We start from the raw sequence: 25,708 nt of genomic DNA, 5'->3' as shown, positions 1-25,708 counted from the left end.
CTCCTGAAGGGCCCAGAATACCGCCCGCGCGCCGCGGGCCCGGTCAGTACGCGCCCCCGTGGTCGAGCAGGCGGCGTGGGTTGTCGACGAGCATGGTGGTCAAGTCGGCCTCGCTCACGCCCCGGTTGCGAAGCGCGGGCAGCACGTCGTCGGTGATGTGCAGGTAGTGCCAGTTGGGCAGCACGGCCTCGCGGACCGGGGCTTCGAGCCAGTCGATATAACACGACGCGTCGTGCGAGAGCACCATGCTGCGGGCGTAACCGCGCTCGCACAAAGCAGCAACCGTGGCCACGCGCTCTTCGAACGGCAGGTACACGTCCACGCCGAAGCGGTCCATGCCCAGCAGCGAGCCGCGGTCGGCCAGGGCCGTCAGGTAGTCCAGGTCGGCCGAGTCGCCGCAGTGGCCGATGAGCACGCGCGAGAGGTCCACGCCCTCGGACTCGAACACGTCCTGCTGCTCCAGCCCGCGCCGCGTGCCGGCGTGGGTGTGGGTCATGATCGGCACGCCCGTGGCCCGGTGCGCCTTCGCGACGGCGCGCAGCACGCGCTCGACGCCGGGCGTCATGCCCGGCTCGTCGGTGGCGCACTTGAGCACGCCCGCCTTCACGCCGGTGCCGGCGATGCCCTCGGTGATGTCGCCGACGAACATCGCGACCAGCGGGTCGTCCCCGCCCAGCAGCGTGCCCGGGCCGCGCAGCGAGAGGTAGTGCGGCACGTCGTTGTACGTGTAGAGCCCGGTCGCCACCACGATCTGCAGCCCCACCTCGGCGGCCACCTTCTGCACGCGCGGCACGTAACGCCCCAGCCCGATCACCGTCGGGTCCACGATCGTGTCGATCCCGGCGTCCTTCAGGGCCTGCAGCTTGGCGATCGCTTCGGGCACGTGCACGGACTCGTCGAACCCGTCGTGGTCCGGGTAGTTGGCCACGAACTCCGGGCTCAGCACGAAGATGTGCTCGTGCATCAGCACCTTGCCCAGCCCGGCCGGTTTCACCGCGCCGCGCACCGTCTCGACCATCGTTCTCCCTAACCTCGGGCGCGCAGCTCGCGCCGCAGGATCTTGCCGGTGGTGGTCTTCGGCAGCTCGGCGAGCACCTCGACCGACCGGGGGTACTTGTAGGCGGCCAGCCGCTCCCGGCAGTACGCCACCAGCTCTTCGGGATCGGGCGCCGCACCGGGCGCCGCGCTCACGTACGCCTTCACGGTCTCGCCGCGGTACTCGTCCGGCACCCCCACCACGGCGGCCTCGCGCACGCCGGGATGCGTGTAGAGCACGTCCTCGACCTCGCGCGGCCACACCTTGAACCCCGCCGCGTTGATCATGTCCTTCAGCCGGTCGACGACGTAGACCCAGCCGCGCTCGTCCATGAACCCGACGTCGCCGGTCCGCAGCCGCCCGCCCGGCAGCGCCTCGGCCGTGGCTTCCGGCCGATTCCAGTAGCCGGGCACGACCATCGGCCCCTCGACCACGATCTCGCCCGCCTCGCCGGCCGGCAGCTCCGTGCCGTCGTCGGCGAGGATCCGCACGATCACCCCCGGCACCGGCAGCCCGATCGACAACGTGCCCGACGCGGGATCCGCCGGCGCCTCGACCCCGCCCGGCACCACGACACAGCCGGCCGTGGTTTCGGTGAGGCCGTAGCCGTTGTGCAGGTACTGCCCGAAGCGGTCGCGGAACGCCGCCACCACGGCCGGCGGCAGCGCGGCGCCGCCGGAGTACAGCGCGTCGAACGACGTGAAGTGCTCCGGCGTCACGTCGGGGTGCGCCATCAGCGCCATGTACGCCGTCGACGGGCCCACCATGTACGCGGGACGGTGCTCCCGCAGCGCGCCGAGCACCACTCCGGCCTCGAAGCGGTACGCGAGCGCCAGCGTGCCCGCGATCTCCAGCGCGTACGCGACCTCGCACACCATCCCGGTGATGTGGAACAGCGGCGCCAGCGCGAACACCGTCGCCCCCGGCTCGACGCGGCCGGCGCCCGCGAGGATCACCGCGTTGGTGCCGATGTTGCCGTGGGTGTTGGTGGCGCCCTTGGGTTTCCCGCTCGTGCCGGAGGTGTAGCTGATCAACGCGACGTCGTCGACGCCGAGCCCGGGGTCCGGCGGCCGCTCGCCTGGGGTCGAGCTCAGCACGTCCAGCAGATCGGCCGCGCCGGGCGTGGCGACGCGGCGCACCTTGCCGAGCACGCGCTCGTCGTCGCGCGTCTGCAGGTCGAGCTCGCTCGTGGTCACGGCGATCGTCACGGCGCTGTCCGCCACGAGCGCGCCCACGAACTCGTGCCACGCCTGCTGCGAGCACACGAGCGCCGTCACGCCGGCGTCGGTGAGCACGTGGGTCAGCTCCCCCGCGCGGTACATCGGGTTCACCGGCACCACGATCCCGCCGGCCTTCCACGCGCCGAGCAGGCAGATCACGAACTGCGGCACGTTCTGCAGCACCAGCGCGAGCCGGTCGCCACGACCGAAGCCGGCCCCCGTGAGGTGCCGCGCGAACGCGTCGGACAGCTCGTCGAGCTCGCGGTAGCTGATCCGGCCGTCGAAGTACGCCAGCGCCGTGGTGTCCGGCGCCTGCTCCGCGCTGCGGCGCAAGGTGGCCAGCGGCGTCGTCGGCACGGCCTCCCGCGCGGCGAGGCCGTGCTCGGCGTAGGTCGCGAGCCACGGCAACGTGTCGTACCAGCTCATCCCGCGCCCTCCCTCGGACACCGACCGGTCGGTATGGGGAGCGACGCTAGAGATCTCCCGGCCCGCCCGTCAACCCCGCGCGCCGCAACCGGCCCCAATGTGGCATCGGGTGCGCCCAACGCACCCCATGCGGCGTTCGGCGCGCTCAACACACCCAATGCCACATTGGGGGCACCCGACGCTACCCATGCGGCATGGGGGTGGTCAGGACTCCGGCAGCTCTTCGAGCTTGCGCTGCAGCTTGTTCATGCCGCCGAGCCAGCGGTCGGTCTGCGTGGCGCGCAGCGCGTAGTACTCGGCGACCTCCGGGTGCGGCAGCACGAGGAAGCGGCCCTCGTCGATGGCGGCGAACAGCGCGTCGGCCACCTGCTCGGGCTGGATCGCCGAGGCGCCCATGAGCAGTTCGCCGCGCGGGCCGCTGCTGTCGAGCATCGCGGTGCGCACGCCCTGCGGGCAGATGGCCTGCACCGTGATGCCGCGGTGGCGGTAGGTCGCCGAAAGCCATTCCGCGAAGGCCAGCGCGCCGTGTTTCGTGACGGAGTACGGCGCCGAGCCGAGCGTGGTGAGCAGGCCCGCGGCCGAGGCCGTCGCGATGAAGTGCCCCTTGCCGCGGTCGAGCCACGCGGGCAGCAGGGCCCTCGCGGCGCGCACGTGGGCCATCACGTTCACGTCCCAGGTGCGCGCCCAGTCGTCTTCGGTGGCCTGGTCGCCGCCGAAGGGGGCGATGCCCGCGTTGGCGCAGAACACGTCGATCTCGCCCAGCGTCTCGCGCGCGGCCGCGAGCAGCTTCGTCACGCCTTCTTCGCTCGCGACGTCGCCGGCGAACGCCGTGCCGCCGACCTCGGCGGCCACCTCGGCCGCGGCTTCGCCGTTGAGGTCGGCCACGACCACGCGCGCACCGTCGGCGGCGAAGCGCCGGGCCAGCGCGCGGCCGATCCCGCCGCCGCCCCCGGTGATGACGACCCCGGCGCTCACAGGCCACCGCCCAGGGTCACGCCGCCGTCGAGGACCACGGTCTGGCCGGTCATCCAGCCCGCTTCGTCCGACAGCAGGAACGCCACCGCGCCCGCGATGTCCTCCGGCACGCCGAGGCGTTTCATCGGGTACGCCGCCGAGACTTCCTCTTCCTTGCCCTCGTAGAGCGCGGTCGCGAACTTGGTCTTGACCACGGCCGGGGCCACCGCGTTCACGCGGATCTTCGGCCCGAGCTCGGCGCCGAGCTCCTGCGTAAGCCGGATCAGCGCGGCCTTGCTCACGCCGTACATGCCGATGCCGAGCGACGCCCGCAGGCCGGCGATCGAGGCGACGTTCACGACCGAGCCGCCGTGCTCGCCCATCCAGGCGTCGCGGGCGCGCTTCGTCCACGCGAGCGGCGCCAGCACGTTCACGGCGAGGATCTTCGCGGCGGCCGCCGGGTCGACGTCCAGCGCCGGCCCGTAGACCGGGTTGATGCCGGTGTTGTTCACGAGCATGTCGAGCCGGCCGAACCGCTCCAACACCTTCGCGACCGCTTCGTCCTGGTGCGCGGTGTCGTCGGCCTTGCCGGCGACGAACATCGCGGAACCCTCACCGAGCTCGGCGACGGCCTCGGCCAGCGCCTCGGGCTTGCGCGCGGTGATGCACACCTTCGCGCCCCGCTCGACCAGGCCCTTCGCGATCGCGAGGCCGATCCCGCGGCTGGCGCCGGTCACGATCGCCACGCGGTCCTTGAACGAGTTCACAGCACTGGTCTCCTGTTCTGCAGCGGACGACAGACTAAGCGGTTGCTCAGGGAGCGTACCGGGGATCGCGCAGCACTCAAGCCGACCGGCCCTCGCGCCGGATCGCCGAGGTTCGCCCGCCGCTCCGTGTCGAACCCAGCAGGTATCTTCATCCCCGATGGCGGCCGCTACCTCAGAGGTGATGTTCAGCATGGACGGGGAACAGCCAGACGCACCGTCCGAGGACTGGTATCGCCGAGCCGCCGACGCCGGCAACGTCAAGGCGATGTTCAACCTCGGCTCGCTCTACCACGACCGGGACGACAAGGCCGCGGCCGAACGCTGGTACCACCGGGCGGCCGATGCCGGCGACCTCAACGCGATGTTCAACCTCGGCCTGCTGCACCACGAGCTCGGTGAGCTGCGCGAAGCCGAAGACTGGCTCCACCGGGCCGCTCGCGCCGGCGATGCCAAGGCGATGTTCAACCTGGGCGTGCTGCTGGCGGGCAGAGGCGCGCCGGCCGAAGCCGAAGACTGGTGGCGCCAGGCGGCCGACGCCGGGGACACCGAAGCGATGTTCAACCTGGGCTTGGCCCGGCACCAGCGGGGCGACCTGGCCGAGGCCGAACGCCGGTACCACCAAGGAGCCCTCGCCGGCGACCCGAAAGCGATGGTCAACCTGGGTGCGCTCCTGCAGGACCGCGGTGCCCCGGCCGAAGCCTGGTACCGCGAGGCGGCCGAGGCCGGCCGCGCGGACGCGAAATTCAACCTGGGCGTGCTGCACCACGAGCGCAACGAACTCGCCGAAGCCGAAACCTGGTACCGCCGAGCCGCCGAGGACGGTCACCCGGGCGCGAAGTACAACCTCGCCGCACTGCTGCAGGAGCAAGGCGATCTGGCCGGCGCCGAGACCTGGTACCGCGCCGCGGCCGACGCCGGTGAGATCGACGCGATGGTCAACCTGGGCGTGCTGCACCTCGACCGCGACGAGCCGGCCGAAGCCGAAACCTGGTGGCGCCGCGCCGCCGATGAGGGCCACGCCGAAGCGATGTACAACCTCGGCCTGTCCCATCACGAGCGGGGCGAACCGGCCGAAGCCGAGGCCTGGTACCGCAAGGCCGTCGACCGCGGCCACACCGAAGCCGGGACCGACCTCGAGCAGCTGCTGACCGAGCGGGACGCCGGAGAAAAGTAGCTCCGACAGGTGGCCGGGCAGGCCGTCGCCCGATCGGACGCCGCCGCCGTGCGTGGGCCCGCCGGCGGGGCGCACTAAGCGGAAATACATTTCCGCTTGTGCTACCGTGAACTAACCGGAAAACACTTTCCGCATAGCTCACGAGGAGTGCCCCATGAACCCAGTCGACGTCGTCGAGGTCGTCCAGGTCGTGACCCGCGGCTTCACCACCGCCGACGAGAAGGACTGGGACGCGTACGAAGCGCTGCGGATGCCGGTCGTGACGCAGGACTTCGGCGGGGTGGACAACGGTGGCAGCAGTTCGCTCACGGCTCACGAAGCGCGGGTGAAGGCCGAGCGCACGATCGGTCCCGTGGCGCTCACGCAGCACCAGCTGTCGAGTTTCGTGGTGGAGGTGGAGGGTGACGAGGCGACCGTCTCGTTCTACGAGGAGGCGTTGCACGTGCACCCCGAGCTCGGCGCGGACCCGGCCGAGAACACGTGGGTGATCTTCGGCAAGGGCACGCAGAAGCTGGTTCGCACGGCCGCGGGCTGGAAGATCAGCCACGCGGCGCTCGTGCCGACTCATTCCACCGGCAATCCGACGTTCCTCGCCGACGTCGCGGCCCTCGCGGCGTGAGCCGGCCGTTGCGGGCCGACGCCGCGGCCAACCTGGAGAAGATCCTCGACGCCGCGGAGGCCGTGTTCGACGAGCACGGGCCGGCGGTGAGCATCGAGCTCGTCGCGAAGCGGGCCGGCGTCGGGCTCGGCACGGTGTACCGGCGGTTCGCGGATAAGCAGGCGCTGCTGTCCGCGCTCGTCCACCGGCTGCTGGAGCAGGCGGTGGAGGTCGCCGAGCGGCACGCCGACGCGCCGGACGGCCTCGTCGCCTACCTCTTCGAAGTCGGCGCCCTGCTGGCCCGGCATTCGGGCAGCGTCGCTCGCATGTGGAGTGACGAGCAGGTCGCCGACCTCGTGGCACGCTCGCGCACCGCCCAGGCGGCGCTGGTCGAGCAGGCCCGGCAGCACGGCGCGGTGCGGCCGGACCTCACCGCGGAAGACGTGGCCGTGGCGCTGTGGTCGCTCGCCGGTGTCCTCGACATCACGCGCGGGACCGGCGTGCACGCCTGGCGCCGGCACCTGGAGCTGGTGGTGGCGGGCTGGACCAACAGCGCCGCCACGGTCGGGCACCCGCCACTGACCGACGCGCAGATGCGGGAGGTCATCCGGCACAGCCCGTCGGCCGCACAGCGCTGACGGGTCATTCAGGCAGCGGTCATTCAGGCAGCGGCGTGTCCCCGTGGATGATCAGCACCGGGCACTTCGCGTGGGCCGCGCAGACCGCGCTCACGGACCCCAGCAGCAGGCCGGCGAACCCGCCGCGTCCGCGGCTGCCGACCACGAGCATGCGAGCGCCCTCACTCTGCTCGAGCAGAGCCTTCGCGGCGCCGCCCTCGACCACGCGTTCCGTGACGGTCACGGCCGGGCTGTCGCCGAGGACCTTGCGGACCGCGGTGGCGAGGATCTCCTGGGTGTCGGCCTCCGGGTTCCAGCCCTCCGTGCCGACGAGCGCGACCTCGCCGCCCGGGAGCACCGGCGACCACGCCATCACGGCGCGCACCTCGGACCCGGTCTGGCGGGCGAAGAACTCGGCCCAGCGCAGCGCCTGGTCGGAAGCCTCGGACCCGTCGACGCCGACGACGACGAACGGGGTGGCGGAAGCAGACATGGAGCGTCCTTTCAGGAGGTTCAACGGGGTGCGCCGGTTCGAGGCGAGCACGGTGATCGTCGCCGCGAAGCCCGCGATCGCCGGGAACCGGAAACCCGGTGGTACTCCACCAGACTGCCGGACGGCGCGCTCGCGAGAACGGTGACAAGGATCGCAACGCCCACCGCACTCCCGACCCGTAAGCCCGCGGCGTGTCCGCGAACAGCGGCACCTGCACCGCGCCCGCGCCCCCGCCGACTCGGACCACGATCAGACCGCAAGCCGGCGAGGCGGTTCAGTTCGGCCGAGGTTGACCAACCGGCCGAAACGACGAACCGCACCACCGCCCCACGCCCGCGCCCACGCGGGCCACGATCAGGCCGCAAGCCAGCGAGGTGATTCGGCTCCGCCGAAACGACAAGCAGCACCACCAGCACACCCGCGCAGACGTCGACCACCCCCGACACAACGCCGCACGACTCGTATCCGCACGCCCAGCTCAGGACACAGCGACGTTCACGACCACCAAACCCTCACCCGACCGCCGTGACCACCCGCACCAGCCCGCGGTCCGCATCGACTTCCACGAGATCCCCGGTGCTCAGCCGGGCGACGGGATCATCGTCGAGATCGGTCACGGACGGGACGCGGGTCACGATCGCCCCGAGCGCGGCCTTCGTGGTGAGGTGCGTGAAGACCATTGCCAAGGGTGCGGTGCCGAGCAGCCGCGTCGACTGGAAGAACCCCGACCAGCCCGAGGAGCCCTTCGCGCCGGGGAACACCAGGACCTTGCCCGTGAAGCAGACGCCGAACAGTTCGTGCCGGCGTTCGATGATCGTGCCCGTCGCCGGGTCGATGCCGCCCCAGCCGGAGATCGTTTCGTGGGACACCAGGGCCTCGCCGACGACGCGGCCGGGCACGATGCCGCGGCCGTGGAGCACCACGCCGGCGGTCATCGGAGTGCTCCGGCGGGGGCGAGCGAGCCGCGCCAGCGGCCGGTGACGGCGGCGTCGACGCAGTCCTCCAGCGTGCCGAACCACGCCTCGATGCCGAGGATCGCGGGCAGGTAGTGGGCCTGCTTCGCGGAATCCGTCGCGAACACCGTCGTGCCCTTCGGTGCCACGCGCGACATCGCCGGGCAGGAGTCGGTGAGCACGCGACCGCCGGCGCGGCGGATGGTGTCGGTCCAGCCGTTGCGGTCGGCGACGCTGCGCAGTGCGCGCGGGGTCATCAGCCACAGTTCGCAGCTCTCCGACAGCGTCCGGCCTTCGAGCGCGCGGGCGACGCGGCCGATCTGCTCCAGGGAGGCGTGCGGGCAGCCGATGAGGACGAAGTCGACGTCCTCGCTCTGCCCGATCGAGTTGAGCGATTCGTACACCGCGCGGCGCTCGGCCTCGCCGTAGCGGATCGGTTCCGGGATCGGGCGGCCGCCGAACGCGGCTTCGAGCGTCGGCGCGTCCGGGGTGCGGCCGGGCAGGTGGTACATCTCCACGCCGCCCGAAGACGCGGCCGCGGCACCGAAGTGCTTGAGGTCGGCCAGATCCGGCACCCCGAGCTCGCCGATGACGACCGGGCGCTCCTCCTGCACGACGTCGCCGGCGAAGTACCCGAGCAGCCCCCAGTCCTGGAACCCGTCGAGTGCCACCGTGGTCTCGATGAGGTGCGTGCCGTAGCGGTTTTCCACGTGGTGGTTGCCCCAGCACGGGATCCGGCCGGTGAGGCTCGCGGCGCCGGTCGAGGCACCGCCCTCGCAGTTGGTGCGCGCGCCCAGCACGGAGTTGGCGTAGACCACCGCCGAGGACTCCATCCACGCGATGTGCTCGCCGTAGGTCGGCAGGTTGCCGACCTGGTACGGCGTGCAGGTGGCGAGCACGTTCACCCCGCGGCTGGTGGCGAACGCCTCGGCCTCGGCCTGCAGGTCGATCTTGTGCGCGGGGTACGGCATGATGCCGCGGGCCTCTTCGCCGAACCCGTGCTGCAGCTGGCAGGTCGGGACCGCCATCGGCGGGATCTCGAGGTCGTCGTCGCAGTCGAGGCTGATCACCGAGAACGCCTTGGCCCAGCCCCCTTCCGCCACGAGCTTCTCCTTGGCCGGCGACGGCTGCGTCGTGGTGCCCGCGACGTTGCGGGTCTGGCACAGCCGCTCCGCACCGAGCGCGTCGGCGTAGCGGATCAGCAGGTCCATCGCCGCCGCCACCGCCGCGCCCTCGGCACCGTCGCGCATCCGCTTCTCTTCGTCGGTGAGCCGCACCATCGCTCAGCCCTCCACGTTGGCGCGGATCCGGTCGCGCAACACGGTGAGATCGACGTCGTGGACATCGCCGCCCAGCGTCAGGTCCAGCGCGTGCGCGGCGGCGCTGCCCATCGCCGAACACGGGCCCATCACCCGCACGCTCGACAGCGCCGCGGCGTCACCGTCCACGCACCGGCCGGCCGCCACCAGGTTGCGCGCGTGCGGGGAAGTGAGGCTGCGCAAGGGAACGTAGTGCACGTGGTCCGGCCCGAACGTCTCCCACGCGTAGCCCGAAGCCCGGTCGTGCAGCTCGACCGGCCACGCCGTGCGCGCCACCGCGTCGTCGAACTCGGTGCCGGCGCGGACCTCGGCGAGGGTGAGCTGGTGGTCGGCGGCCAGCCACCGCGTCTGGCGCCGGCCCGGAAACCCGTAGGCCAGCACGGAAGCCTCCTTGAACGCGGCCGGGAACTCGGTGCGCAGGAACTCCACCACCCGGTCGGCCTGCGCCCGCCCGCGCAGCTGCGCTTCGGTCGCCTCCACCGCGGTCAGCGGCGCCTCCACGTGGGTCATGTTCATCACGGCGGTGTTGCGTCCCGGGAAGAAGAACGCGAGCCCGTCGCGACGGATCAGGCCGTACTCGTCGGCCTTCGCGTCGATGCGCGCCACCAGCTCGGCCGGGTCGGGCTTGGCCGACTCGACGAGGCCGGTGAGCCGGATCTGCTGCGAACCCCACACCGTCCGCTCCGGCACGCGGCAGGGCAACCCGGCTTCCCAGGCCAGCGCCGCGTCGCCGGTCGCGTCCACGAAACCCCTGGCGCGCACCGAAACCGGTCCGTAGCGGCTCGCGAAGTCCACCCGGTCGAGCACGCCGTCGTCGATACCGACCGCGCTGATCGAGGCACCCAGCACCACGCGGATCCCGAGCTCCGCCACGAGGTTCTCGAACCACCGGCCCAGCGCCACCTCGTCGTAGGGCACGGTCTGGGTGTGCGTGCGGTTCCACGCGATGTCACCGGAGCGCTCCAGCGCCGGGAACATCTCGTCGAAGATGCCGTGCGTGAGCTGGTGGTACTCGGGCGCATTCCCGTAGATCCCGCAGAACAGCCCGATCATCGAGTTCACGCACTGTCCACCCAGGACCGGCAGCGCGTCGACCAGCACCACGTCGCGGCCGAGCCGTTTCGCGTCGATCGCGGCGGTAAGCCCGGCGATCCCCGCGCCGACCACGAGCAGGTCGGCTTCGAGCGTCTCCCCCGTGCGGTCGGCGGGCCGGGTGACGGTGTTCACGCGCAGATCGGTCAGTGCGTGCGGCAAGAAGGACTCCTTAGGACGAGGTGGACGAACGGCGCAGCGTCGCGCCCTGGTCGAGCGGCACCACGGCGTCGGCGTACACACCGAGCCAGGAACCGGGACGGGCGGGCCAGGTCTGCGGCGCGCGGGTGCTCGGGTAGTCGGCGAGCCGGCGCTCGAGCTCGTCCGGCGCCACGAGCAGGTCGACCGTGCGCGCCGGCACGTCGATCGTGATCTCGTCGCCGGTGCGCACCACTCCGAGCGGACCGGGCACGCCGCCTTCGGGCGTGACCTCGCCGACCACGATGCCTTTGTTGACCAGCCCGGAAAGCTGGCCGTCGGTCACGAAGGCGACCTGTTCGCTCAGGCCGGCGCCGTTGAGCGCGAACACCACGCTCGACGCCATGCCCATGCCTGGCGTTCCGGTGACGCCGAGCCCACGCAGCACCAGCACCTCTCCGGCGCGCACCTCGCCGCGTTCGATCGCCGCGGTGGCCTCGGGTGCCGATTCGTAAACCCTGGCCGGGCCGCGGAAAGCACGGGCGCGCGTCTCGGTGACCGAGAGCTTCACGATGCCGGTGCCGGGGCAGAGACTGCCGCGCACCAGCACGATCGTCGACTCCGGCCGGATCGGTTCGGGCCGGATCACGGCGTCGTCGACGGTCACGCCGGCGAGGTTCTCGGCCACCCTGCGGCCGTTGACCGTCTCGACCGAACCGTCGACCAGGTCGGGGAAAGCCGAGCCGAGCCGCGAAAGCACCGCGCGGGCGCCGCCGGCGTCGTCGAACTCTTCGATCGAGGTCGGTCCGTTGGGCCGCACCGCCACGAACGGGCCGATCCGGGGGCCGAACTCCTCGAACAGACCGTGCACGTCGTGGTCGCCGGGCAGCTCGGCGGCGATCGCCTCCAGGTGCTTCACCGCGTTGATCGAGCCGCTCACGGCGATCACGGCCGCCACCGCGTTGCGGATCGCGCCCGCGGTCATCACGGTGCTGGGCCGCCGGTCGGCCGCGATCGCGGCGAGGATCGCGGCACCCGACGCGCGGACCGCCGCCCACATCGTGTCGCCGTTGGCCCGGGTCGGCGTGGTGCCGGGCAAGGTCATCCCGAGGGCCTCGGCGACGATGTGCATCGTGTTGGCCGTGCCCATGCCGGTGCACACGCCGGGCCCGGTGATCGCGCGGTCCGACTCGGCGCACAGGTCGTCGAAGGTGATCGCGCCCGACGCCAGCTTGCCGGCGTCCACGAACACGTCCTCGATGTCCACGCGCCGGCCGTCATCAAGCGCCCCGCAGCTTTGGTAACCGCAGGCGATCACCAGCGTCGGCACGTCGGTGCGCGCGGCGGCCATCAGCTGGCCCGGCGTGGTCTTGTCGCAGGAGGCCAGACAGACCATGCCGTCGAGCTGCGCCCCGTCGACCACGGCCTCGATGTCGTAGGACACCAGGTCACGGCCCGAGAGCACGTACCCGCCACCGCGACCGGCCGCCATGATGAAGTCGGTCGGCGCCACCGTCCGGATCTCGAACGCCAGGCCGCCGGCGGCGTCGATCGACTCCCGCACCGCCGTGGCGATCGGGTCGAGGTGGGAGAAGCAGGGCGCCAGGCCCGACGAGGAGTTGACCACGGCGATCTTGGGCCGCCGGATCTGCTCGTCGGTGTAGCCCATCGACTTCCACTGCGTGCGGGTCGTCGCCCAGCGGGGCGAGCCGACCGGGTGGTTGCTGCGCGTGCTGATCGTGGCTCCTTCGTCCGGTGCGGGCTGGGACTATTCGGTGGGTTGCGCGGCTCGACCCGGTTCGGCCGGCGTGCCGAGCAGCACGGTGCCGCGGGTCTCCGGGCCGATCCACGCGCCGACGAAGAAGAGCACGCCGCCGATCACGATCAGCACCACCGCGGTGTACTCGTACGGCAGCACCGCCTGCAGCACGGTGATCCAGACGCTGTAGAGCGCGGGCAGGATGAGGCTGAGGGTGTAGACCGTGCCGTAGCCCGAGGAGCGGACACCGGCGCCGAAGCGCTCGTTGAGGTACACGACCAGGCAGCCGAGCGGGGCGTTGGGCAGCACGAAGGCGACCACCGCGACGATGCCGATCGGCAGGAACCCGGCCCCGGACCGCGCGAGCAGCACCAGGAGCACGTAGGCGAGGCTCGCGCCGACGGTGATGGCCACGGCGCAGCCGAGCAGGAGCTTGCGGCGGCCGATCCGCTGGCCCCACACGCCGGCACCGATCATGCCGAGGATCGTGAGGACGTTGGCGATGATCTCCAGGGTGCTCACGTTGGAGGGGTTCTGGTGCAGCACGCCGACCAGCAGCCCCGGCATGAAGGAGAGCACGATCTGGGCGGCGAACCACATTCCGGTCATCAGGAGGAAAACCTGACCGAACCCGCGGATGTTGCGCCGGCTGAACAGTTCGAAGATCGGCGCGCGATTTCCGGTGCGTGATTTCTTGAGCGCCTCGAGGTCGACCTCTTTGACGCGGGAATAGTAGGCGACGTAGGCGATTCCGAGCAGGAATCCGAAGAAGAACGGAATGCGCCAGCCCCACGATTGCAGATCGGGCCCGGAGAACCGTTCCAGCACCACGAGCTGGATGATGCTGATGAGCGTGATGGCCGCGGGTGCCCCGGCCGCCATCACGCCGCCGACCAGGCCACGACGGCTCGCCGGCGAGCGCTCGATGGCCAGCGGGACCGGGCCCGCGTAGCCGCCGCCGAGGAAGATGCCGCCGATCAGGCGCAACAGGATCAGCCCGACGATCGAGCCGTAGCCCCAGGTCGCGTATCCCGGCATGAGGCCGATCAGCAGCGTCACGATCGTGAACCCGACACCGGTGATCAGGGTGACGCGCCGGCGGCCGATCCGGTCGGCGAGGTTGCCGAAGATCGGTCCGCCGATCGGCCGGCCGAGCAGCGTGACGACGAAGATGACCGTCACCAGGGTGACCTTCGTCGTGGCGGGCATGGAGGGTGGTTCGAAGTAGTCCATCACCGCCGGCAGCACCAGTGCGGGCAGGTAGATGTCGAAGCTGTCGACGAACAGCGAAAGGATGCCGCCGACGATCGATCGTCGTGCTTCCGGAGTGAGCCGCTCGTCGGTCATGGGTTCGGTCGTCGACATCCCAGGGAATTCCTTCCGATCACGAATATCGCTCCGCTGCGACATATCGCTGGTCACCGAGGGAGTCTAGGAATCCCCACCGGGGGCCGGAAGTCAGAAATCCTGATCCCGATAATCACCCAGGATTATGGTTGCCGCCTCAGCCCAGCCGCTCGCCGATGCCGCGCAGCTCCTCGCGCAGCCAGGCGTGCGCGGGGTCGAGGTCGAGGTCGTCGTGCCACCACAGCGTTTCGACGATCCCCTCCGGCTCGCCGGGGCACTCGAGGACGGCGATGTCGAGCCGCTTGGCGAACTCGACGGCCAGCCGGCGCTGCACCAGCGCGATCCGGTGCGTGCCGACCACCAGCGCGGGCACCGCCTGGTAGCTCTCCACGCTCATCGCCACCCGCGGCACGAGGCCCAGCGCGGCGAGCCGGCGCGACACCGGCGGCAGCGGCACCCCCGGCTCACGGTGGTACGGCACCACCCAGTCGAGGCGCTGCAGGTCGGGCAGGGTGAGCCCGCCGTCGCCGAGCTCGTGGCCGGCCCACACCACGCACACCCACTCGTCGCGGAACAGCTCGAGCGACCTGAGCTTCGGCAGCTCCTCCAGCTCGATCGGCGGCGCGACCACCCCGTCGACGAACCGCGCGACCCGCGGCAGATCCACGCTCAGCGACTCGCGCACGAGCCGGATCCGCAGCCGGGCGCGCGGCGCCTCCCGCTCGAACAGCTCCGCCAGCGGCTGCCCGATCACCGCGAGCGTGTAATCGGCCATCAGCAGCGTGAACTCCCGCACCGAAGTGCCCGGCGCGAAGCTCGACCCGGTCGCGAACAGCTGTTCGGCCGCCGCGCACACATCCTCGACCTGACGCCCGAGCTGGCGGGCCAGCGGGGTCAGCACGTAGCCGCGGCCCTCGCGGACCAGCAGCTCGTCGTCGAAGTGACGCCGCAGCCGCGCCAGCGCCGCACTCAACGCCGGCTGACTGACCCCCACCCGCTCGGCGGCGCGGGTCACGTTGCGCTCCCGCAGCAGCTCCCGGAGCACCACGAGCAGGTTCAGGTCGAGCCCGGCCAGCTGCGTCGTCCGACGGCTCACCCGGCCCCGCTCTCTCTGCTCCCGGCCATTCGGGTCACCTTACGGTGCCGCGCCCGGTCAGGGCCGGTGTGTGAGGGCGGGCACGGTGGAGCCGGTTCGAGCCTGTCGGTGACGGATCAAAACGGCATCGTCACGAGGTGGCGCCGGCCGGCGTCGGCGCGGGGAAGCAGTGGCTGAGGCGGGTGAAGGCCGCGCGGTCGCCGGTGATGGTCAACTCGCCGGTGGCTTCGAAGGGCCGGGTGTCGTCGCCCTTGCCCAGCGTGGCGCGCAGCGCGGCAACGGTGGCAGAAACCCGGACGTCGGCGTCGGCGTCGGCGTCCGGTTCGATCCGGAGGCCCTCGGCCGACGCGGTGAGGGTAAAGCTTTCCCGCCCCATCGTGGCCACGACCGTCGTGCTCGTGCCGACGCGAGCCGGGTCGTAGAGCGCTGCACCCCAGCAGTAGCGCGGCGGGGCTCTGTTCGGCTCCGGGCGACACCGGCTGAAAGACGCCCCACCTGGCCATCTCAATCAACACGGGTCGCAATGGGAGCCCGCGCACCGAGTTGTCCACAAGAGACTCGGGATCTTCCGACACCGAACGCCGGCGACGGCCCGGCCTTCCCGCACCGTGCCGCCAGCCATCGCCCGACGATTTCACGAAGGACACCGATGATCGCCAAGCCGTACGCCGCAAAGAAGTTCAAGACCTGGTTCATCACCGGCACGTCGCGCGGATTCGGCCGTGAATGGGCGGAAGCCGCTCTCGAGCGTGGTGACCGCGTCGCCGCGACCGCGCGAGACTCCGCCAGTCTCACCGCGCTGGTCGAGAAGTACGGGGACGCGGCGCGTAACCCAGGTCGCGGTGCCGCTCCTGCGCCGGCAGGGCAGTGGGCACCTCATCCAGGTCTCGTCGAGCGGCGGGATCACCGCGTTCACGAACCTCTGGAACGCGGTCGCCGAAGCCGCGCACGGCACGCCAGCCTCCGGAGCTAATCACGCCGGGTCGTAAGCGCTCGCTTAGACTGGTCGGATCACGCCCGCCGGGCGCGTCAGCAGATCTGGGAGGATCGCCGGATGACGACTTCGCTCTCGGCCGAGCTGTGGCCCGACGTGCAGCCCGAGACCGCGCGCCGGCTGATGCTCGCGGGTGTGGAGTCCTTCGCGAAGCGCGGTTACCACGCCACGACCACGCGCGACATCGCGAGCGCCGCCGGGATGAGTCCGGCCGCGCTCTACGTGCACTTCCCGTCGAAGGCGGCGCTGCTGTTCGAGATCAGCCGCAGCGGTCACGAGCAGACCCTGGCGCTGGTGGAGGGCGCGCTGGAGAAGGCCGAGGACCCCGTGGAGCGCATCCGGCTCGTGGTGGAGGACTTCGTGGCCTGGCACGCCCGCCGGCACACCGTGGCGCGGGTCGTGCAGTACGAGCTCAACGCACTGCCGGAGAAGGAGTTCGAGGTCGTGACCGAGCTGCGGCGGCGCATCGAGCGCATCGTCCGCGACGTGATCACCGCGGGCACGGAATCCGGTGCCTTCTCGGTGCCCGACCCGCACACGGCGGCGCGCGCGGTGCTGTCGCTGGGCGTGGACGTGGCCCGGTGGTACAGCGAACGCACGCGCCAGACGCCGGCCGCGCTCGGCAAGGAGTACAGCGAGCTGGTGCTGCGGATGTTGGGCACCCGCACGGCCTGACGGTTACCGGAGCGCTCAGCGCGGCCGGCTGTTCTCCGCCGCCTCCGCGAAGCGCCGCGCGATGCGCGCCAGGCGGTCCGGCAGGCCCGGCGGGGCGTCCTCGATCACGAAGTCGTAGTCCCACTGCGCCAGGTAGAAGGGCGCCGCGGCGAGGTCGGCGGCGCCGGTGCGCAGGCGGCAGGTGTGGGCGTCCACGGGTTCGACCACGCCGACGGTCGGAGGCACGCGGGCGGCGAGTTCCTCGGCCGGCACGGACACGCGCAGGGTGACCTGGTGGGCGTAGGGCGCCGACGAGATCGCCTCGGACACGTACGCGGCCAGGTCCGCGGCGGGTGGTTCGCGAGGGGTGAAGCGGAACCCGGGCGTGGGTACGCCGTCGATGCGGTCGACGCGGAAGGTGCGCCAGCCGGCACGGCCCAGGTCGTAGGCGACGAGGTACCAGCGGCGGCCGGTGTGGACCAGGCGCAGCGGCTCGACGTCACGGTCGGTGACCTCGCCGGTGTGGTTGGCGTAGGTGAAGCGCAGCCGTTCGCGGTCGCGGCAGGCCGCGGCGGCGACGGTGAGCACCTCGGCGTCCACGACCGGTCCCCCGCCGCCGAGCTGCAGCATCGCCGAGCCCATGGCGCTCACCCGGTGGCGCAGCCGCGCGGGCAGCACCTGCTCCAGCTTGGCCAGCGCCCGCACCGACGTCTCCTCGATGCCCGACACCGTGCCGTTGGCGGCGGTGCGCAGGCCGACCGCCACGGCCACGGCCTCGTCGTCGTCCAGGAGCAGCGGTGGCAGCGCCGCGCCCGCGCCGAGCCGGTAGCCACCGGCGACGCCCGGCGTGGCGTGCACCGGGTAGCCGAGGCCGCGCAGGCGCTCGACGTCGCGGCGGACGGTGCGCACGTCCACGCCCAGCCGGCCCGCCAGGTCCGGCCCCGGCCAGTCTCGGCGCGCCTGCAGCAGGGACAGCAGGCGCAGCAGCCGCTCGGAGGTTCCGTACATGCGGGCCACTCTGCCAGACGATGCGGACAGTATCGGTCCTCAATCGGCGTGGACTTGCCTTCGGCCGGACGGACCGGTGAAGTGTGGCCATGCAGATCGATCCGCACGCGTTGCTGGCCATCGCCCGCGAGGAGGCCGAACTCGGGAAGGCCGAGGGCGGCGTGCCGATCGGCGCCGCCCTCTTCGACAGCACCGGCACGCTGCTCGGCCGCGGCCACAACCGGCGGGTGCAGGACGGCGACCCGTCGCTGCACGCCGAGACCACGGCGTTCCGCAACGCCGGGCGCCGCCCGCACTACCGCGACACGATCATGGTCACCACGCTCTCGCCGTGCTGGTACTGCAGCGGCCTGGTGCGCCAGTTCGGCATTCCGCGCGTGGTGATCGGCGAGGCCAAGACGTTCTCCGGCGGCCACGGCTGGCTCGCGGAGCACGACGTGCGCATCGAGGTGCTCGACGACCCCGCGTGCACCGCGCTCATGGAGGAGTTCATCGAAACGCGGCCGCAGCTGTGGTTCGAGGACATCGGCGTTCCGTCCACTTCGGACTGAGCTACTCCGCGCACACGGTGCGGTTGCGCCCCTGCGCTTTCGCGCGCCGCACGGCTTTCACGGCAGCCGCGAACACCGTGTCCGGCGTGCCCCCGTCGACCGGGCACGACGCGACGCCGACCGACACCGTCGCCCACGCGAACTGCGGGGTGCCATAAGGCGCTTTCAACGCCACGGCCGTGGAGGCCACGCGCAGGCGGATGCGTTCGGCGATGGCGAGCGCGTCGAACGGCTTGGTGCCCGGCAGGAAAACCGCGAACTCGCCACCGCCCGAGCGGCCCACGAGATCGGCGGCGCGGACCTCGGTGCGCAGCGCGTCGGCGATCGCCCGCAACACGGCGTCGCCGGTGCGGCGGCCGTGGCGGGCGTTGACTTCGCCGAAGCGGTCGAGATCGAGCACCAGCACGGAGTACGCCGGCGCCGGCTGCACCCGGGCCGCGTCCCACCAGGCGGACGCGGTGAGGGCGCCGGTGCCCGCGTCGGCCGTCGGCTCGGCCTTCTCGTTCGCGCCGACGCCACCGCGGTGCAGCACCACCAGCGCCGCGGCGAGCAAGGGCACCACCAGCGGCGCGTCGACGACGGCCCACGCGAGCGCGATACCCAGCCCGGCCATGGTGAGGTCGAACAGCACCGCCGAGGCCGGCCGGCGGTAGCCGCGCACGATGCCGGTGAGCACGGCGTCGACGAGCGTGAACACCAGCGCCCCCACCACGAGCAGGCCCATGAGCCGCACGTCGCCGAGGGAGCTCGGCGGAAGCGGCACCGTGAGGGCCAGGAACCGGCCGGCGAGCAGCACGGCCAGCGCCGTGGCCGCCACCTCGAACACCTGCCGGTACAGCGGTTGCCGGCGCACCCGCAGCCACCGGTGCGCACCCGACACGACCGCGAGCGCCACGGCGGCCACCGGCGGCAGCACCACCGCGCCCGCGAACACCCACGGCGTGCCGAAACCCGGGCCCAGCAACGTTTCCCCGCGGCCCCGCTCGGCCGAGCGGCTCAGCTCCGCGCTCACCAACAGCCCGGCCACCAGCACCGCGAACCGCGACGTCCCCGTGAGCGGCACCGGAACCAGCACCGCGACGGCCACGGTCGCGGCCAGCGCCACCACGTCCACGCACACCACGAGCGCCCGCGTGCGCACCCGCCACAGCTCCCAGCCCGCGACGGCCACCCGCCGCCGCCGGCCCGCTCCGGCCGCCGCCGGATCCCCCACCATCCCGGCAAACTAGCGGGTCCAGGGTGTTTTCGGCACCTTCTTAAGTGTGGCAAGGGGTTTCCGGGGCCGATCCTTCGGAGCCGGGGTGCGCGGGGGTTGGGTCCGCGAGGCGGTGAGAGTGATCACCGGCGCCGTGTGGTTAGTGGGCGCTGCGCTCGGAAAGCTTTGCTCGGAAAGCCGTTGGTCGAAGCCTTGGCCTACGCGCTCCTAGCCGACTTCGCAGGCAACTCCGGCGCTGAAGCCCCACTCCCGTCCGGAGTTATCCACACCCGACTCGGCCGACCCCGAGTTGTCCACAGATTCTCCGCTTCCCGTTTTCGAGCCCCTGACCTCGGTAGACTGGAACAGGGCAGCCCCCAGAGGAGGGCGGGGGTTTGTCCGGCGGGGGTTTGTCCGGCGGGGGTTTGTCCGGCGGGGGTTTGTCCGGCGGGGGTTTGTCCGGCGGGGGTTTGTCCGGCGGGGGTTTGTCCGGCGGGGGTTTGTCCGGCAGTGGGGGCGGGCGTGGGGCGGCGAGGAAGTCCGGGAGAAGGCGACCGTTGGCTGAGTGGCCGGCGCTGGGCGTGCAGATTCGAGCAATGGCCAAGCCACCCACAAGGTGGCATCGGCGAAGTAGAGGCGGGTCCGGGGTAGCGCGATCACGAGTGTGGGCCGGTGTCGACGAACACACCGCACCGGCAGCACCCACCGTCGGAGCCGGTCCGTGCCACGGCGCCGCACCGGCCGCAGAGTCGCCGTTCCGCCACCCAGAGTTCCCGCTCACCGGAACCCCGGGAATTCACCGGCTCGACACCGGCTGTCCCGAACAGTGTCACGGCCGGCGTGTCTACTGAGCCGTCCTTTGACCCAGAATCAGACAGCGGGGTAACTCGATGAGACGTGTTGTGGCCGGAATCGGCGGGGCCGCGTTGGCGTTGTCAGGGCTGTTCGCCCTGCCTGCGCAGGCGCACGAGGGCCACGCGGCGCAGGACGCGTTCACCACGAAGACCGCGTACGAGCCGCAAGGCAGCCTGAACTCCTACGAGCGGCTGCCGTCGTCGTTCCGGCCGGTGTTCACCGAGAACGTGTCGCGCCACGGTGCGCGGACGCTGTCCGACAGTGACGACGGCGATGCCTTGCTGGCGCTGTGGAACTCCGCGAAGGCGGAAGGCGCGCTCACCTCCACCGGCCGTCAGCTCGGCCCGGACGTGCAGTCGCTGCTCGCGGCGAACGCGCGCGACGGCTACGGCCTGCTCACGCAGGAGGGCCGCGACGAGATGCGCACCACGGCGCAGCGGATGGTGCGGCGGCTGCCGTCGCTGTTCGCCGACGCCGCGAAGGGCGGCGCGGCGAAGATCGATGTCGTCGCGTCGAGCCAGCAGCGCACGGTGGACAGCGCCAACGAGTTCGTGGCCGGTCTGAAGGCGGCGAAGCCGGGTCTGGCGACCACGGCCACCCGCACCGACGACGCGCTGCTGTACTTCCACAAGTCGAACGTCGAGTACAACGACTACGTCGACAACGACCCGCGCGTGGCCGCCGCCGAGAAGGCCGCCACGGACCAGCCGCGCACGCACGCCGTGGCGCGTTCGGTGCTGCAGCGCAGCTTCTCGAAGAAGTTCGTGGACGAGATCGCGGCCGGGAAGCACGCCGAGTTCAAGGACGAGGTCGCCGCGGCCGACGCGCTGTACTCGATGGACCAGGTCACCGCGGACCTGGCGGGCGAGGGCCGCTGGCACTTCGACCGCTACCTCACCACCGACGAGGCCGCGTGGTTCGGGTACCTCGACGACGTGACTTCGTTCTACGAGAACGGTCCCGCCTTCGCCGGCAGCGACATCACGTACAAGATGGCCGGCGGTCTGCTGTCCGACATGTTCGCGCAGCTCGACGCCAAGCGCGTCGGCACCACCACGCGGGACGCGGAGCTGCGGTTCACCCACGCCGAGGAGATCTTCCCGCTCGCGTCGCTGCTCGGCCTGCCCGGCAGCACCCAGCAGCAGCCTGAGAACAAGCTGTTCACCTACGCGAACAACCCGTTCCGCGGCGCGCAGGTGGCGCCGATGGCCGCGAACATCCAGTGGGACCTCTACACCGACGGTCACACCTACCTGGTTCGCATGCTCTACAACGAAAAGCAGACCCCGTTCAAGGCGAGCTGCGCGCCGGTGCACCGCGGCAGCTCGTTCTACCGGCTCGACGAGCTGGAGCGCTGCTACGCGCAGTCCTGACGATTTTCGGTTCCCCTGAACGAGCCCGCGGCGATCTCTCGCCGCGGGCTCGTTCGCGTTTCCGGGCACGACGAAGGCGCGCTTGTCGCGTCCATGATCACCGGGCGATTGCGTTACCACCACCGACTTTCGGTGGTTTTTTTCTTTCCACGGCGAGACCTTGACACTCATTAATGGTCTAGTCCATTGTGGCGAGCACACATCCCCACCGAGTGCTCCTCTGAGTTGATACCGCCGCATCAAGCTTCGGAGGTGTTCCACCTCAGTGCGCCCACGCGGGCGTCTCCCGTTGGAGGACCCATGAAACCCCTGCGTCGCCTCGCCACCGTCGCGCTCGCCGCGCTGGCCGCCACCGTCGGTCTCGCCCCATCGGCGCTCGCCGCGCCGGATCCCGTGGTCGCTTCGCCGTACCTGTACCAATGGGGCGGGCAGACCGACCCCGCCGCGGCCATGTCGGCCACCGGCGTGAAGGCGTTCACACTGGCCTTCATGCTGTCCGGCGGAGGCTGCGACCCGAAGTGGGACGGCAACCGCGCCCTCACCGGCTCGGACGCCGCCCTGATCCAGAAGATCCGCTCGGCCGGTGGCGACGTGATCCCGTCGTTCGGCGGCTGGTCCGGCACCAAGCTCGGCTCGCAGTGCGGTTCGCCCGAAGACCTGGCCGGCGCGTACCAGAAGGTGATCGACGCCTACGGGCTCAAGGCGATCGACCTCGACATCGAGAACACCGACGAGTTCGAGAACGCGACGGTGCAGGACCGCATCCTCAACGCCGTGAAGATCACCAAGCAGAAGAACCCCGGCGTGCGTGTGGTGATCACCATGGGCACGAGCCCGCAGGGCCCGACCGAGTGGGGCACCCGCCTGATCACGCAGGCCAAGGCGATCGGCGCGAACGTGGACGTCTGGTCGGTCATGCCGTTCGACTTCTCCGACGGCGGCGACATGGCCGCGATGACGAAGTCCGCCGTCGACGGGCTCGCCGGCCAACTCAAGTCCGCGTTCGGCTGGAGCGACGACGAGGCCTACCGGCACAGCGGCCTGTCGTCGATGAACGGCAAGACCGACAACGCCGGGGAGAACGTGTCCGTCGCGAACTTCACCTCGATCCGCGACTACGCGTCGAGCCACCACCTCGGCCGCTTCACGTTCTGGGCCACCAACCGCGACTGCGGCGGTGGCGGCGAGTGCAGCGGGATCGACCAGGAGAAGTACGCGTTCACGAAGATCGTGGCCGGCTACCAGGGCTGACCGGATCCCTTCGAGCGGACAGACGGGGACCCCAGAGCGCGGGGTCCCCGTCTCTTCGCTCAGATAGTAGCCATGGACATAGTAGCCATGTACTGTACTTGTCGTGAAGAACCCGACCACGGGCCATCTCGTGTGGCGGCTGTCGATGAAGTGGCGGGCCGCCGTCGACCGGACGGTGAAGCCGCTCGGCCTCACCCACGCCCAGTACTCGATGTTGGCGGTGCTCACCGGGCTGGTGCGCGGCGGGACCCGGCCGAGCCAGCGTGAGCTGGCCGACCACACGGGCCTGGAACCCCTGCACGTGTCGAAGCTGGCGCGGGCGCTCGACCAGGCCGGCCTCGTCGCCCGGCCGCCGGATCCCGACGACCCCCGCGCGGTGCGCCTGGACCTCACGGCCCGCGGCCACGAGGTGATCACCGAGGCCATCGCGCTCGTGCGCGACCTGCACGAGGAGCTCACCGCGAACCTCGGCGGCACGCGCGGCGCCGGGACCCACCAGTTCCGCCACGCCCTGCAGACGCTGCTGGGCGACGTTCCCGCAGAAGGAGAAAACGCCATGACCACAGCAAGAGCGATCGGTGGCCGCGACCTCAACCTGGCCGCCGCCGCGTCCCGTTCCCTGCTCACGACCCTGCTGGAGCGCGAAGGCCTGGACTTCACCCAGTACGTGGTCCTGCGCACGGTCTGCACCCAGCCTCAGCCACTGGACACGCTGGTGGCGACCGTCGCCGCGACGGCCGTCGCCACGGCCGACGAGGTGCGCGCGGTCGTCGCCGGCCAGACCACGGCGGGCCGGCTGCTCGCCGGGGAGCTCGTGGACGTCACGCCGGCCGCCCGCGCGCTGATCGAGCGCCTCACGGCCGACTCGACGCGCGCCGGTGACGAACTGTTCGCCGGCATCGCGCCGGAAGACCTGGCGGCGGCCAAACGCGTGCTCGACACGGTGACCACCAGGGCGACCGAAGTCCGGTCGCGGCTCTGACGGTGCGGTGAGCGGCGAGTTCGGGGCCGCGAGTTCGGGCCGGCGAATTCGGATCGGTGAGCAGGCGGGGGTGATACACCTCGCCGCTCGGTGGCGCGAAAGCGCGACGGAGCGTGATCGTCGAGTCCTCGCCACGAGCGGGCGGGATGGTTCACACCGCAGCGCCCGCGCGGCACGACTGGACCACTCACCAGCGCGAACTCACCGAAAAAACTTACCCGAACGGGCGAGCGAAACCTTCACCCGTTCGTGACACCCCGTGGTGACACCGCGGTCGCCTCAGGCGGCGACGGTGATCTCCAGCGCGGCGTGCCCGGCCTCGGTCAGCTCGGCGGCCACGCGGCCCGCGGCGTCCTCGACGGCGGGGCGGATGTAGCCGCCGTGCGCGAGGTTGTGGGCGGTGATCTGGTCGCAGCACGCGAAACCGTCGATGAAGAGGTCGGGTTCGCTGCTGGTGGTCATCTCCGCGCGGTGGGCGGCGACCGCCCTGAGCATCGCCATCGCGCGGTGCGTCAGCTCGACTGGCGCGCCTTCTGAACCGGACACCGGTACCGACCTTCTTCCTGGTGGAGCCACTTACTCGGAGTCATCGCCCGTTGGGCCGAATGTGTTAACAACCACATCCTATTAGGCCGAAGATGCGACGTTGACCAGACCCGGCCGGTTCCGGACAGTGGCGACTCCGCCCAGGTCGTCGGCGGTGGGGTGAACGCGGCCCTGGAGGCAGCACTTCGGCCGCCCTGGTGAGGTCGTCAGGGCGGCCGAGGCAGGTGCACGGTCACGCGTCCCGGCTCGTTCCGATGGGCCGCTTCCGCAGCCGCCGCCGTGCCAGCCGCCGGCTCGGGACCTGCTTCGCCGGAGCAGCTCACGCGCCGGCGGCCGCGGCGATGCTCTGCCGACCGCGCACCCGTCGAAGCCCGGCGGCCCTCGACGTCCCCACCTTCGTGGTGAGGGAGTCGCGGTCTCCACAAAGGTCAGTGCCCGCACTTTCCCTTGCCTGCACTGCGTTTTCGCCGAGCCGTGCGCACGCCGGGTCGAGCGCGGTCGAGCGTGAGCGACTGCTCCGTAGCGGAGGCCGAGCAGCGGGGTCAGCCGCGCGGGAACTCGCCGCCGTCGACGAAGAGGTTGGTGCCGGTCACCCAGCTCGCACGGTCGGACACGAGGAAGAGCACCGCGTCGGCGATGTCGTCGGGTTCGCCGTCGCGGCCGAGCGGGGTCGGGTTGGCCGGGCCGGGCCCGGCGTCCAGGAGGGCCCACTGCTCCCGCGTCGCTTCGCCGCCGGGCGTGGCGACCCGGCCCGGAGAGACCGCGTTGACCCGGATCCCGGACGGCGCCAGCTCCGCGGCCAGACCGCGGCTGTAGTTCTCCAGCGCGGCTTTCGCCGCCGTGTAGTGCAGGAACGGCGGGGCCGACGTGGGCACGGCAGCGGAGCTGATGTGCACGATCGCGCCCGCGCGCCGGTCGCGCATGCCCGGCGCGAGCAGGGCGTCCAGCCGGACCGCGGCGAGGAGGTTGAGGTCGAGGGCGTCGAGCCACTCCTCGTCGGGGATGGTCACCGCGCTCGGGTGCGGGCGGGCGCCGCCCGCGTTGTGGACCACCACGTCCACCCCGCCGAGCAGGTCCTGCGCGGCCGCGGCGAGCGACTGGGCGCCGGCGCGGGTGCGCACGTCGGCCTCCAAGAAGGTGGCCCCGGCCGGGACCGTGGTCGTCGCCGACCTGGCGGTGGTGAGCACTTCGGCGCCCGCGGCCAGGAGGCGGCGCACCACGGCCGCGCCGATTCCCCGCGAGCCGCCCGTGACCAGAGCGCGCTTTCCCTTGAGCTCCCACGCACTCGTGGTGTCTTCGATGATCGTCAT

24 protein-coding genes and 1 pseudogene are annotated in these 25,708 nt (G+C 71.5%); 9 read left to right on the top strand and 16 right to left on the bottom strand.

Annotation, left to right across the window (positions count from 1 at the left end; genetic code table 11):
* Positions 1 to 43 precede the first annotated feature (43 nt).
* The 4 genes from VSH64_RS03870 to VSH64_RS03855 all read right to left on the bottom strand — a co-directional run bounded on the left by VSH64_RS03870 (position 44) and on the right by VSH64_RS03855 (position 4,403).
* Entirely contained in the window at positions 44 to 1,018 is a 975-nt protein-coding gene (locus tag VSH64_RS03870; RefSeq protein ID WP_326834054.1) for a phosphotriesterase family protein, read from the bottom strand.
* Between the two features lie 8 nt (positions 1,019 to 1,026).
* Positions 1,027 to 2,682, bottom strand: a complete 1,656-nt coding sequence (locus VSH64_RS03865) for an AMP-binding protein (protein ID WP_326834053.1) — start codon at positions 2,680 to 2,682, stop codon at positions 1,027 to 1,029.
* A gap of 204 nt (positions 2,683 to 2,886) precedes the next feature.
* Entirely contained in the window at positions 2,887 to 3,657 is a 771-nt protein-coding gene (locus tag VSH64_RS03860; protein ID WP_326834052.1) for an SDR family oxidoreductase, read from the bottom strand.
* Positions 3,654 to 4,403: an SDR family oxidoreductase gene (locus VSH64_RS03855; RefSeq protein ID WP_326834051.1), complete on the bottom strand. Its 750-nt coding sequence runs from the start codon at positions 4,401 to 4,403 to the stop codon at positions 3,654 to 3,656. Before VSH64_RS03855 ends, VSH64_RS03860 begins: the two co-directional genes overlap by 4 nt.
* A gap of 190 nt (positions 4,404 to 4,593) precedes the next feature.
* On the opposite strand from VSH64_RS03855, the gene VSH64_RS03850 reads away from it, so the two are divergent.
* From VSH64_RS03850 to VSH64_RS03840, 3 genes are all read left to right on the top strand, one after another.
* On the top strand, positions 4,594 to 5,577 hold the full coding sequence (locus VSH64_RS03850; RefSeq protein WP_326834050.1) for a tetratricopeptide repeat protein: 984 nt from the start codon (positions 4,594 to 4,596) through the stop codon (positions 5,575 to 5,577).
* Positions 5,578 to 5,731: 154 nt separating this feature from the next.
* Positions 5,732 to 6,196 (top strand): nuclear transport factor 2 family protein, encoded by a 465-nt coding sequence (locus tag VSH64_RS03845; RefSeq protein ID WP_326834049.1) that lies wholly within the window; start codon positions 5,732 to 5,734, stop codon positions 6,194 to 6,196.
* Positions 6,193 to 6,813, top strand: coding sequence for a TetR/AcrR family transcriptional regulator (locus VSH64_RS03840; RefSeq protein ID WP_326834048.1), 621 nt, complete (start codon positions 6,193 to 6,195; stop codon positions 6,811 to 6,813). Before VSH64_RS03845 ends, VSH64_RS03840 begins: the two co-directional genes overlap by 4 nt.
* A gap of 19 nt (positions 6,814 to 6,832) precedes the next feature.
* On the opposite strand, the gene VSH64_RS03835 is transcribed toward VSH64_RS03840, so the two are convergent.
* The 8 genes from VSH64_RS03835 to VSH64_RS03800 form a co-directional block, all read right to left on the bottom strand.
* Positions 6,833 to 7,285: a universal stress protein gene (locus VSH64_RS03835; protein ID WP_326834047.1), complete on the bottom strand. Its 453-nt coding sequence runs from the start codon at positions 7,283 to 7,285 to the stop codon at positions 6,833 to 6,835.
* A gap of 512 nt (positions 7,286 to 7,797) precedes the next feature.
* Entirely contained in the window at positions 7,798 to 8,220 is a 423-nt protein-coding gene (locus tag VSH64_RS03830) for an aconitase X swivel domain-containing protein (RefSeq protein ID WP_326834046.1), read from the bottom strand.
* Entirely contained in the window at positions 8,217 to 9,518 is a 1,302-nt protein-coding gene (locus VSH64_RS03825; RefSeq protein WP_326834045.1) for an aconitase X catalytic domain-containing protein, read from the bottom strand. Before VSH64_RS03825 ends, VSH64_RS03830 begins: the two co-directional genes overlap by 4 nt.
* A gap of 3 nt (positions 9,519 to 9,521) precedes the next feature.
* Positions 9,522 to 10,811, bottom strand: coding sequence for an FAD-dependent oxidoreductase (locus VSH64_RS03820; protein WP_326834044.1), 1,290 nt, complete (start codon positions 10,809 to 10,811; stop codon positions 9,522 to 9,524).
* A 10-nt stretch (positions 10,812 to 10,821) separates the two neighbouring features.
* Positions 10,822 to 12,456: a dihydroxy-acid dehydratase domain-containing protein gene (locus VSH64_RS03815; RefSeq protein ID WP_326834043.1), complete on the bottom strand. Its 1,635-nt coding sequence runs from the start codon at positions 12,454 to 12,456 to the stop codon at positions 10,822 to 10,824.
* Between the two features lie 99 nt (positions 12,457 to 12,555).
* Positions 12,556 to 13,911 carry an MFS transporter gene (locus tag VSH64_RS03810; RefSeq protein WP_326834042.1) on the bottom strand — a complete coding sequence of 452 codons (1,356 nt, stop codon included), beginning with the start codon at positions 13,909 to 13,911 and terminating at the stop codon, positions 12,556 to 12,558.
* A gap of 139 nt (positions 13,912 to 14,050) precedes the next feature.
* Positions 14,051 to 14,989, bottom strand: coding sequence for a LysR family transcriptional regulator (locus tag VSH64_RS03805; protein WP_326834041.1), 939 nt, complete (start codon positions 14,987 to 14,989; stop codon positions 14,051 to 14,053).
* Positions 14,990 to 15,119: 130 nt separating this feature from the next.
* The gene (locus VSH64_RS03800) at positions 15,120 to 15,365 is read right to left on the bottom strand and encodes an SCP2 sterol-binding domain-containing protein (RefSeq protein WP_326837901.1); all 246 of its coding nucleotides are present in this window, start codon (positions 15,363 to 15,365) and stop codon (positions 15,120 to 15,122) included.
* A gap of 273 nt (positions 15,366 to 15,638) precedes the next feature.
* Here VSH64_RS03800 and VSH64_RS03795 point away from each other — a divergent pair.
* Together VSH64_RS03795 and VSH64_RS03790 are read left to right on the top strand one after the other, a co-directional pair.
* Positions 15,639 to 15,912, top strand: a pseudogene (locus tag VSH64_RS03795) (SDR family NAD(P)-dependent oxidoreductase); the annotation flags it as partial.
* A 131-nt stretch (positions 15,913 to 16,043) separates the two neighbouring features.
* Positions 16,044 to 16,658 carry a TetR/AcrR family transcriptional regulator gene (locus VSH64_RS03790; protein ID WP_326834040.1) on the top strand — a complete coding sequence of 205 codons (615 nt, stop codon included), beginning with the start codon at positions 16,044 to 16,046 and terminating at the stop codon, positions 16,656 to 16,658.
* Between the two features lie 15 nt (positions 16,659 to 16,673).
* Here the strand turns inward: VSH64_RS03790 and VSH64_RS03785 are convergent, their stop codons facing one another.
* On the bottom strand, positions 16,674 to 17,645 hold the full coding sequence (locus tag VSH64_RS03785; RefSeq protein ID WP_326834039.1) for a helix-turn-helix transcriptional regulator: 972 nt from the start codon (positions 17,643 to 17,645) through the stop codon (positions 16,674 to 16,676).
* Positions 17,646 to 17,734: 89 nt separating this feature from the next.
* Between VSH64_RS03785 and VSH64_RS03780 the strand changes: the two genes are divergently transcribed.
* Positions 17,735 to 18,196 carry a nucleoside deaminase gene (locus tag VSH64_RS03780; RefSeq protein ID WP_326834038.1) on the top strand — a complete coding sequence of 154 codons (462 nt, stop codon included), beginning with the start codon at positions 17,735 to 17,737 and terminating at the stop codon, positions 18,194 to 18,196.
* A 1-nt stretch (position 18,197) separates the two neighbouring features.
* On the opposite strand, the gene VSH64_RS03775 is transcribed toward VSH64_RS03780, so the two are convergent.
* On the bottom strand, positions 18,198 to 19,412 hold the full coding sequence (locus tag VSH64_RS03775; protein ID WP_326834037.1) for a GGDEF domain-containing protein: 1,215 nt from the start codon (positions 19,410 to 19,412) through the stop codon (positions 18,198 to 18,200).
* Positions 19,413 to 20,281: 869 nt separating this feature from the next.
* Between VSH64_RS03775 and VSH64_RS03770 the strand changes: the two genes are divergently transcribed.
* The 3 genes from VSH64_RS03770 (at position 20,282) to VSH64_RS03760 (ending at position 23,852) form a co-directional block, all read left to right on the top strand.
* The gene (locus VSH64_RS03770) at positions 20,282 to 21,619 is read left to right on the top strand and encodes a histidine-type phosphatase (protein ID WP_326834036.1); all 1,338 of its coding nucleotides are present in this window, start codon (positions 20,282 to 20,284) and stop codon (positions 21,617 to 21,619) included.
* 300 nt (positions 21,620 to 21,919) lie between these two features.
* Positions 21,920 to 22,870: a chitinase gene (locus VSH64_RS03765; RefSeq protein ID WP_326834035.1), complete on the top strand. Its 951-nt coding sequence runs from the start codon at positions 21,920 to 21,922 to the stop codon at positions 22,868 to 22,870.
* Positions 22,871 to 22,973: 103 nt separating this feature from the next.
* Positions 22,974 to 23,852, top strand: a complete 879-nt coding sequence (locus tag VSH64_RS03760) for a MarR family winged helix-turn-helix transcriptional regulator (protein WP_326834034.1) — start codon at positions 22,974 to 22,976, stop codon at positions 23,850 to 23,852.
* 279 nt (positions 23,853 to 24,131) lie between these two features.
* Here VSH64_RS03760 and VSH64_RS03755 read toward each other — a convergent pair whose 3' ends face one another.
* Positions 24,132 to 24,353: a hypothetical protein gene (locus VSH64_RS03755; RefSeq protein ID WP_326837900.1), complete on the bottom strand. Its 222-nt coding sequence runs from the start codon at positions 24,351 to 24,353 to the stop codon at positions 24,132 to 24,134.
* A gap of 587 nt (positions 24,354 to 24,940) precedes the next feature.
* A complete protein-coding gene (locus VSH64_RS03750; protein ID WP_326834033.1) occupies positions 24,941 to 25,708 on the bottom strand; it encodes an oxidoreductase in 768 nt (255 codons plus the stop codon).

This window comes from Amycolatopsis rhabdoformis (genome assembly GCF_035918295.1).
In the GTDB taxonomy this organism is placed as follows: domain Bacteria; phylum Actinomycetota; class Actinomycetes; order Mycobacteriales; family Pseudonocardiaceae; genus Amycolatopsis; species Amycolatopsis rhabdoformis.
This window is presented reverse-complemented; position numbering and strand designations above follow the sequence as displayed.

Bases quoted from the DNA above. Each gene is read 5' to 3' on its own strand.
- VSH64_RS03775 (WP_326834037.1), bottom strand. From the start codon at position 19,412: ATGGTGGGGGATCCGGCGGCGGCCGGAGCGGGCCGGCGGCGGCGGGTG.
- VSH64_RS03750 (WP_326834033.1), bottom strand. From the start codon at position 25,708: ATGACGATCATCGAAGACACCACGAGTGCGTGGGAGCTCAAGGGAAAG.
- VSH64_RS03800 (WP_326837901.1), bottom strand. From the start codon at position 15,365: ATGGGGCGGGAAAGCTTTACCCTCACCGCGTCGGCCGAGGGCCTCCGG.
- VSH64_RS03780 (WP_326834038.1), top strand. From the start codon at position 17,735: ATGCAGATCGATCCGCACGCGTTGCTGGCCATCGCCCGCGAGGAGGCC.
- VSH64_RS03845 (WP_326834049.1), top strand. From the start codon at position 5,732: ATGAACCCAGTCGACGTCGTCGAGGTCGTCCAGGTCGTGACCCGCGGC.
- VSH64_RS03765 (WP_326834035.1), top strand. From the start codon at position 21,920: ATGAAACCCCTGCGTCGCCTCGCCACCGTCGCGCTCGCCGCGCTGGCC.
- VSH64_RS03830 (WP_326834046.1), bottom strand. From the start codon at position 8,220: ATGACCGCCGGCGTGGTGCTCCACGGCCGCGGCATCGTGCCCGGCCGC.
- VSH64_RS03870 (WP_326834054.1), bottom strand. From the start codon at position 1,018: ATGGTCGAGACGGTGCGCGGCGCGGTGAAACCGGCCGGGCTGGGCAAG.
- VSH64_RS03790 (WP_326834040.1), top strand. From the start codon at position 16,044: ATGACGACTTCGCTCTCGGCCGAGCTGTGGCCCGACGTGCAGCCCGAG.
- VSH64_RS03815 (WP_326834043.1), bottom strand. From the start codon at position 12,456: ATGGGCTACACCGACGAGCAGATCCGGCGGCCCAAGATCGCCGTGGTC.
- VSH64_RS03865 (WP_326834053.1), bottom strand. From the start codon at position 2,682: ATGAGCTGGTACGACACGTTGCCGTGGCTCGCGACCTACGCCGAGCAC.
- VSH64_RS03755 (WP_326837900.1), bottom strand. From the start codon at position 24,353: ATGGCGATGCTCAGGGCGGTCGCCGCCCACCGCGCGGAGATGACCACC.
- VSH64_RS03785 (WP_326834039.1), bottom strand. From the start codon at position 17,645: ATGTACGGAACCTCCGAGCGGCTGCTGCGCCTGCTGTCCCTGCTGCAG.
- VSH64_RS03835 (WP_326834047.1), bottom strand. From the start codon at position 7,285: ATGTCTGCTTCCGCCACCCCGTTCGTCGTCGTCGGCGTCGACGGGTCC.
- VSH64_RS03810 (WP_326834042.1), bottom strand. From the start codon at position 13,911: ATGTCGACGACCGAACCCATGACCGACGAGCGGCTCACTCCGGAAGCA.
- VSH64_RS03770 (WP_326834036.1), top strand. From the start codon at position 20,282: ATGAGACGTGTTGTGGCCGGAATCGGCGGGGCCGCGTTGGCGTTGTCA.
- VSH64_RS03825 (WP_326834045.1), bottom strand. From the start codon at position 9,518: ATGGTGCGGCTCACCGACGAAGAGAAGCGGATGCGCGACGGTGCCGAG.
- VSH64_RS03850 (WP_326834050.1), top strand. From the start codon at position 4,594: ATGGACGGGGAACAGCCAGACGCACCGTCCGAGGACTGGTATCGCCGA.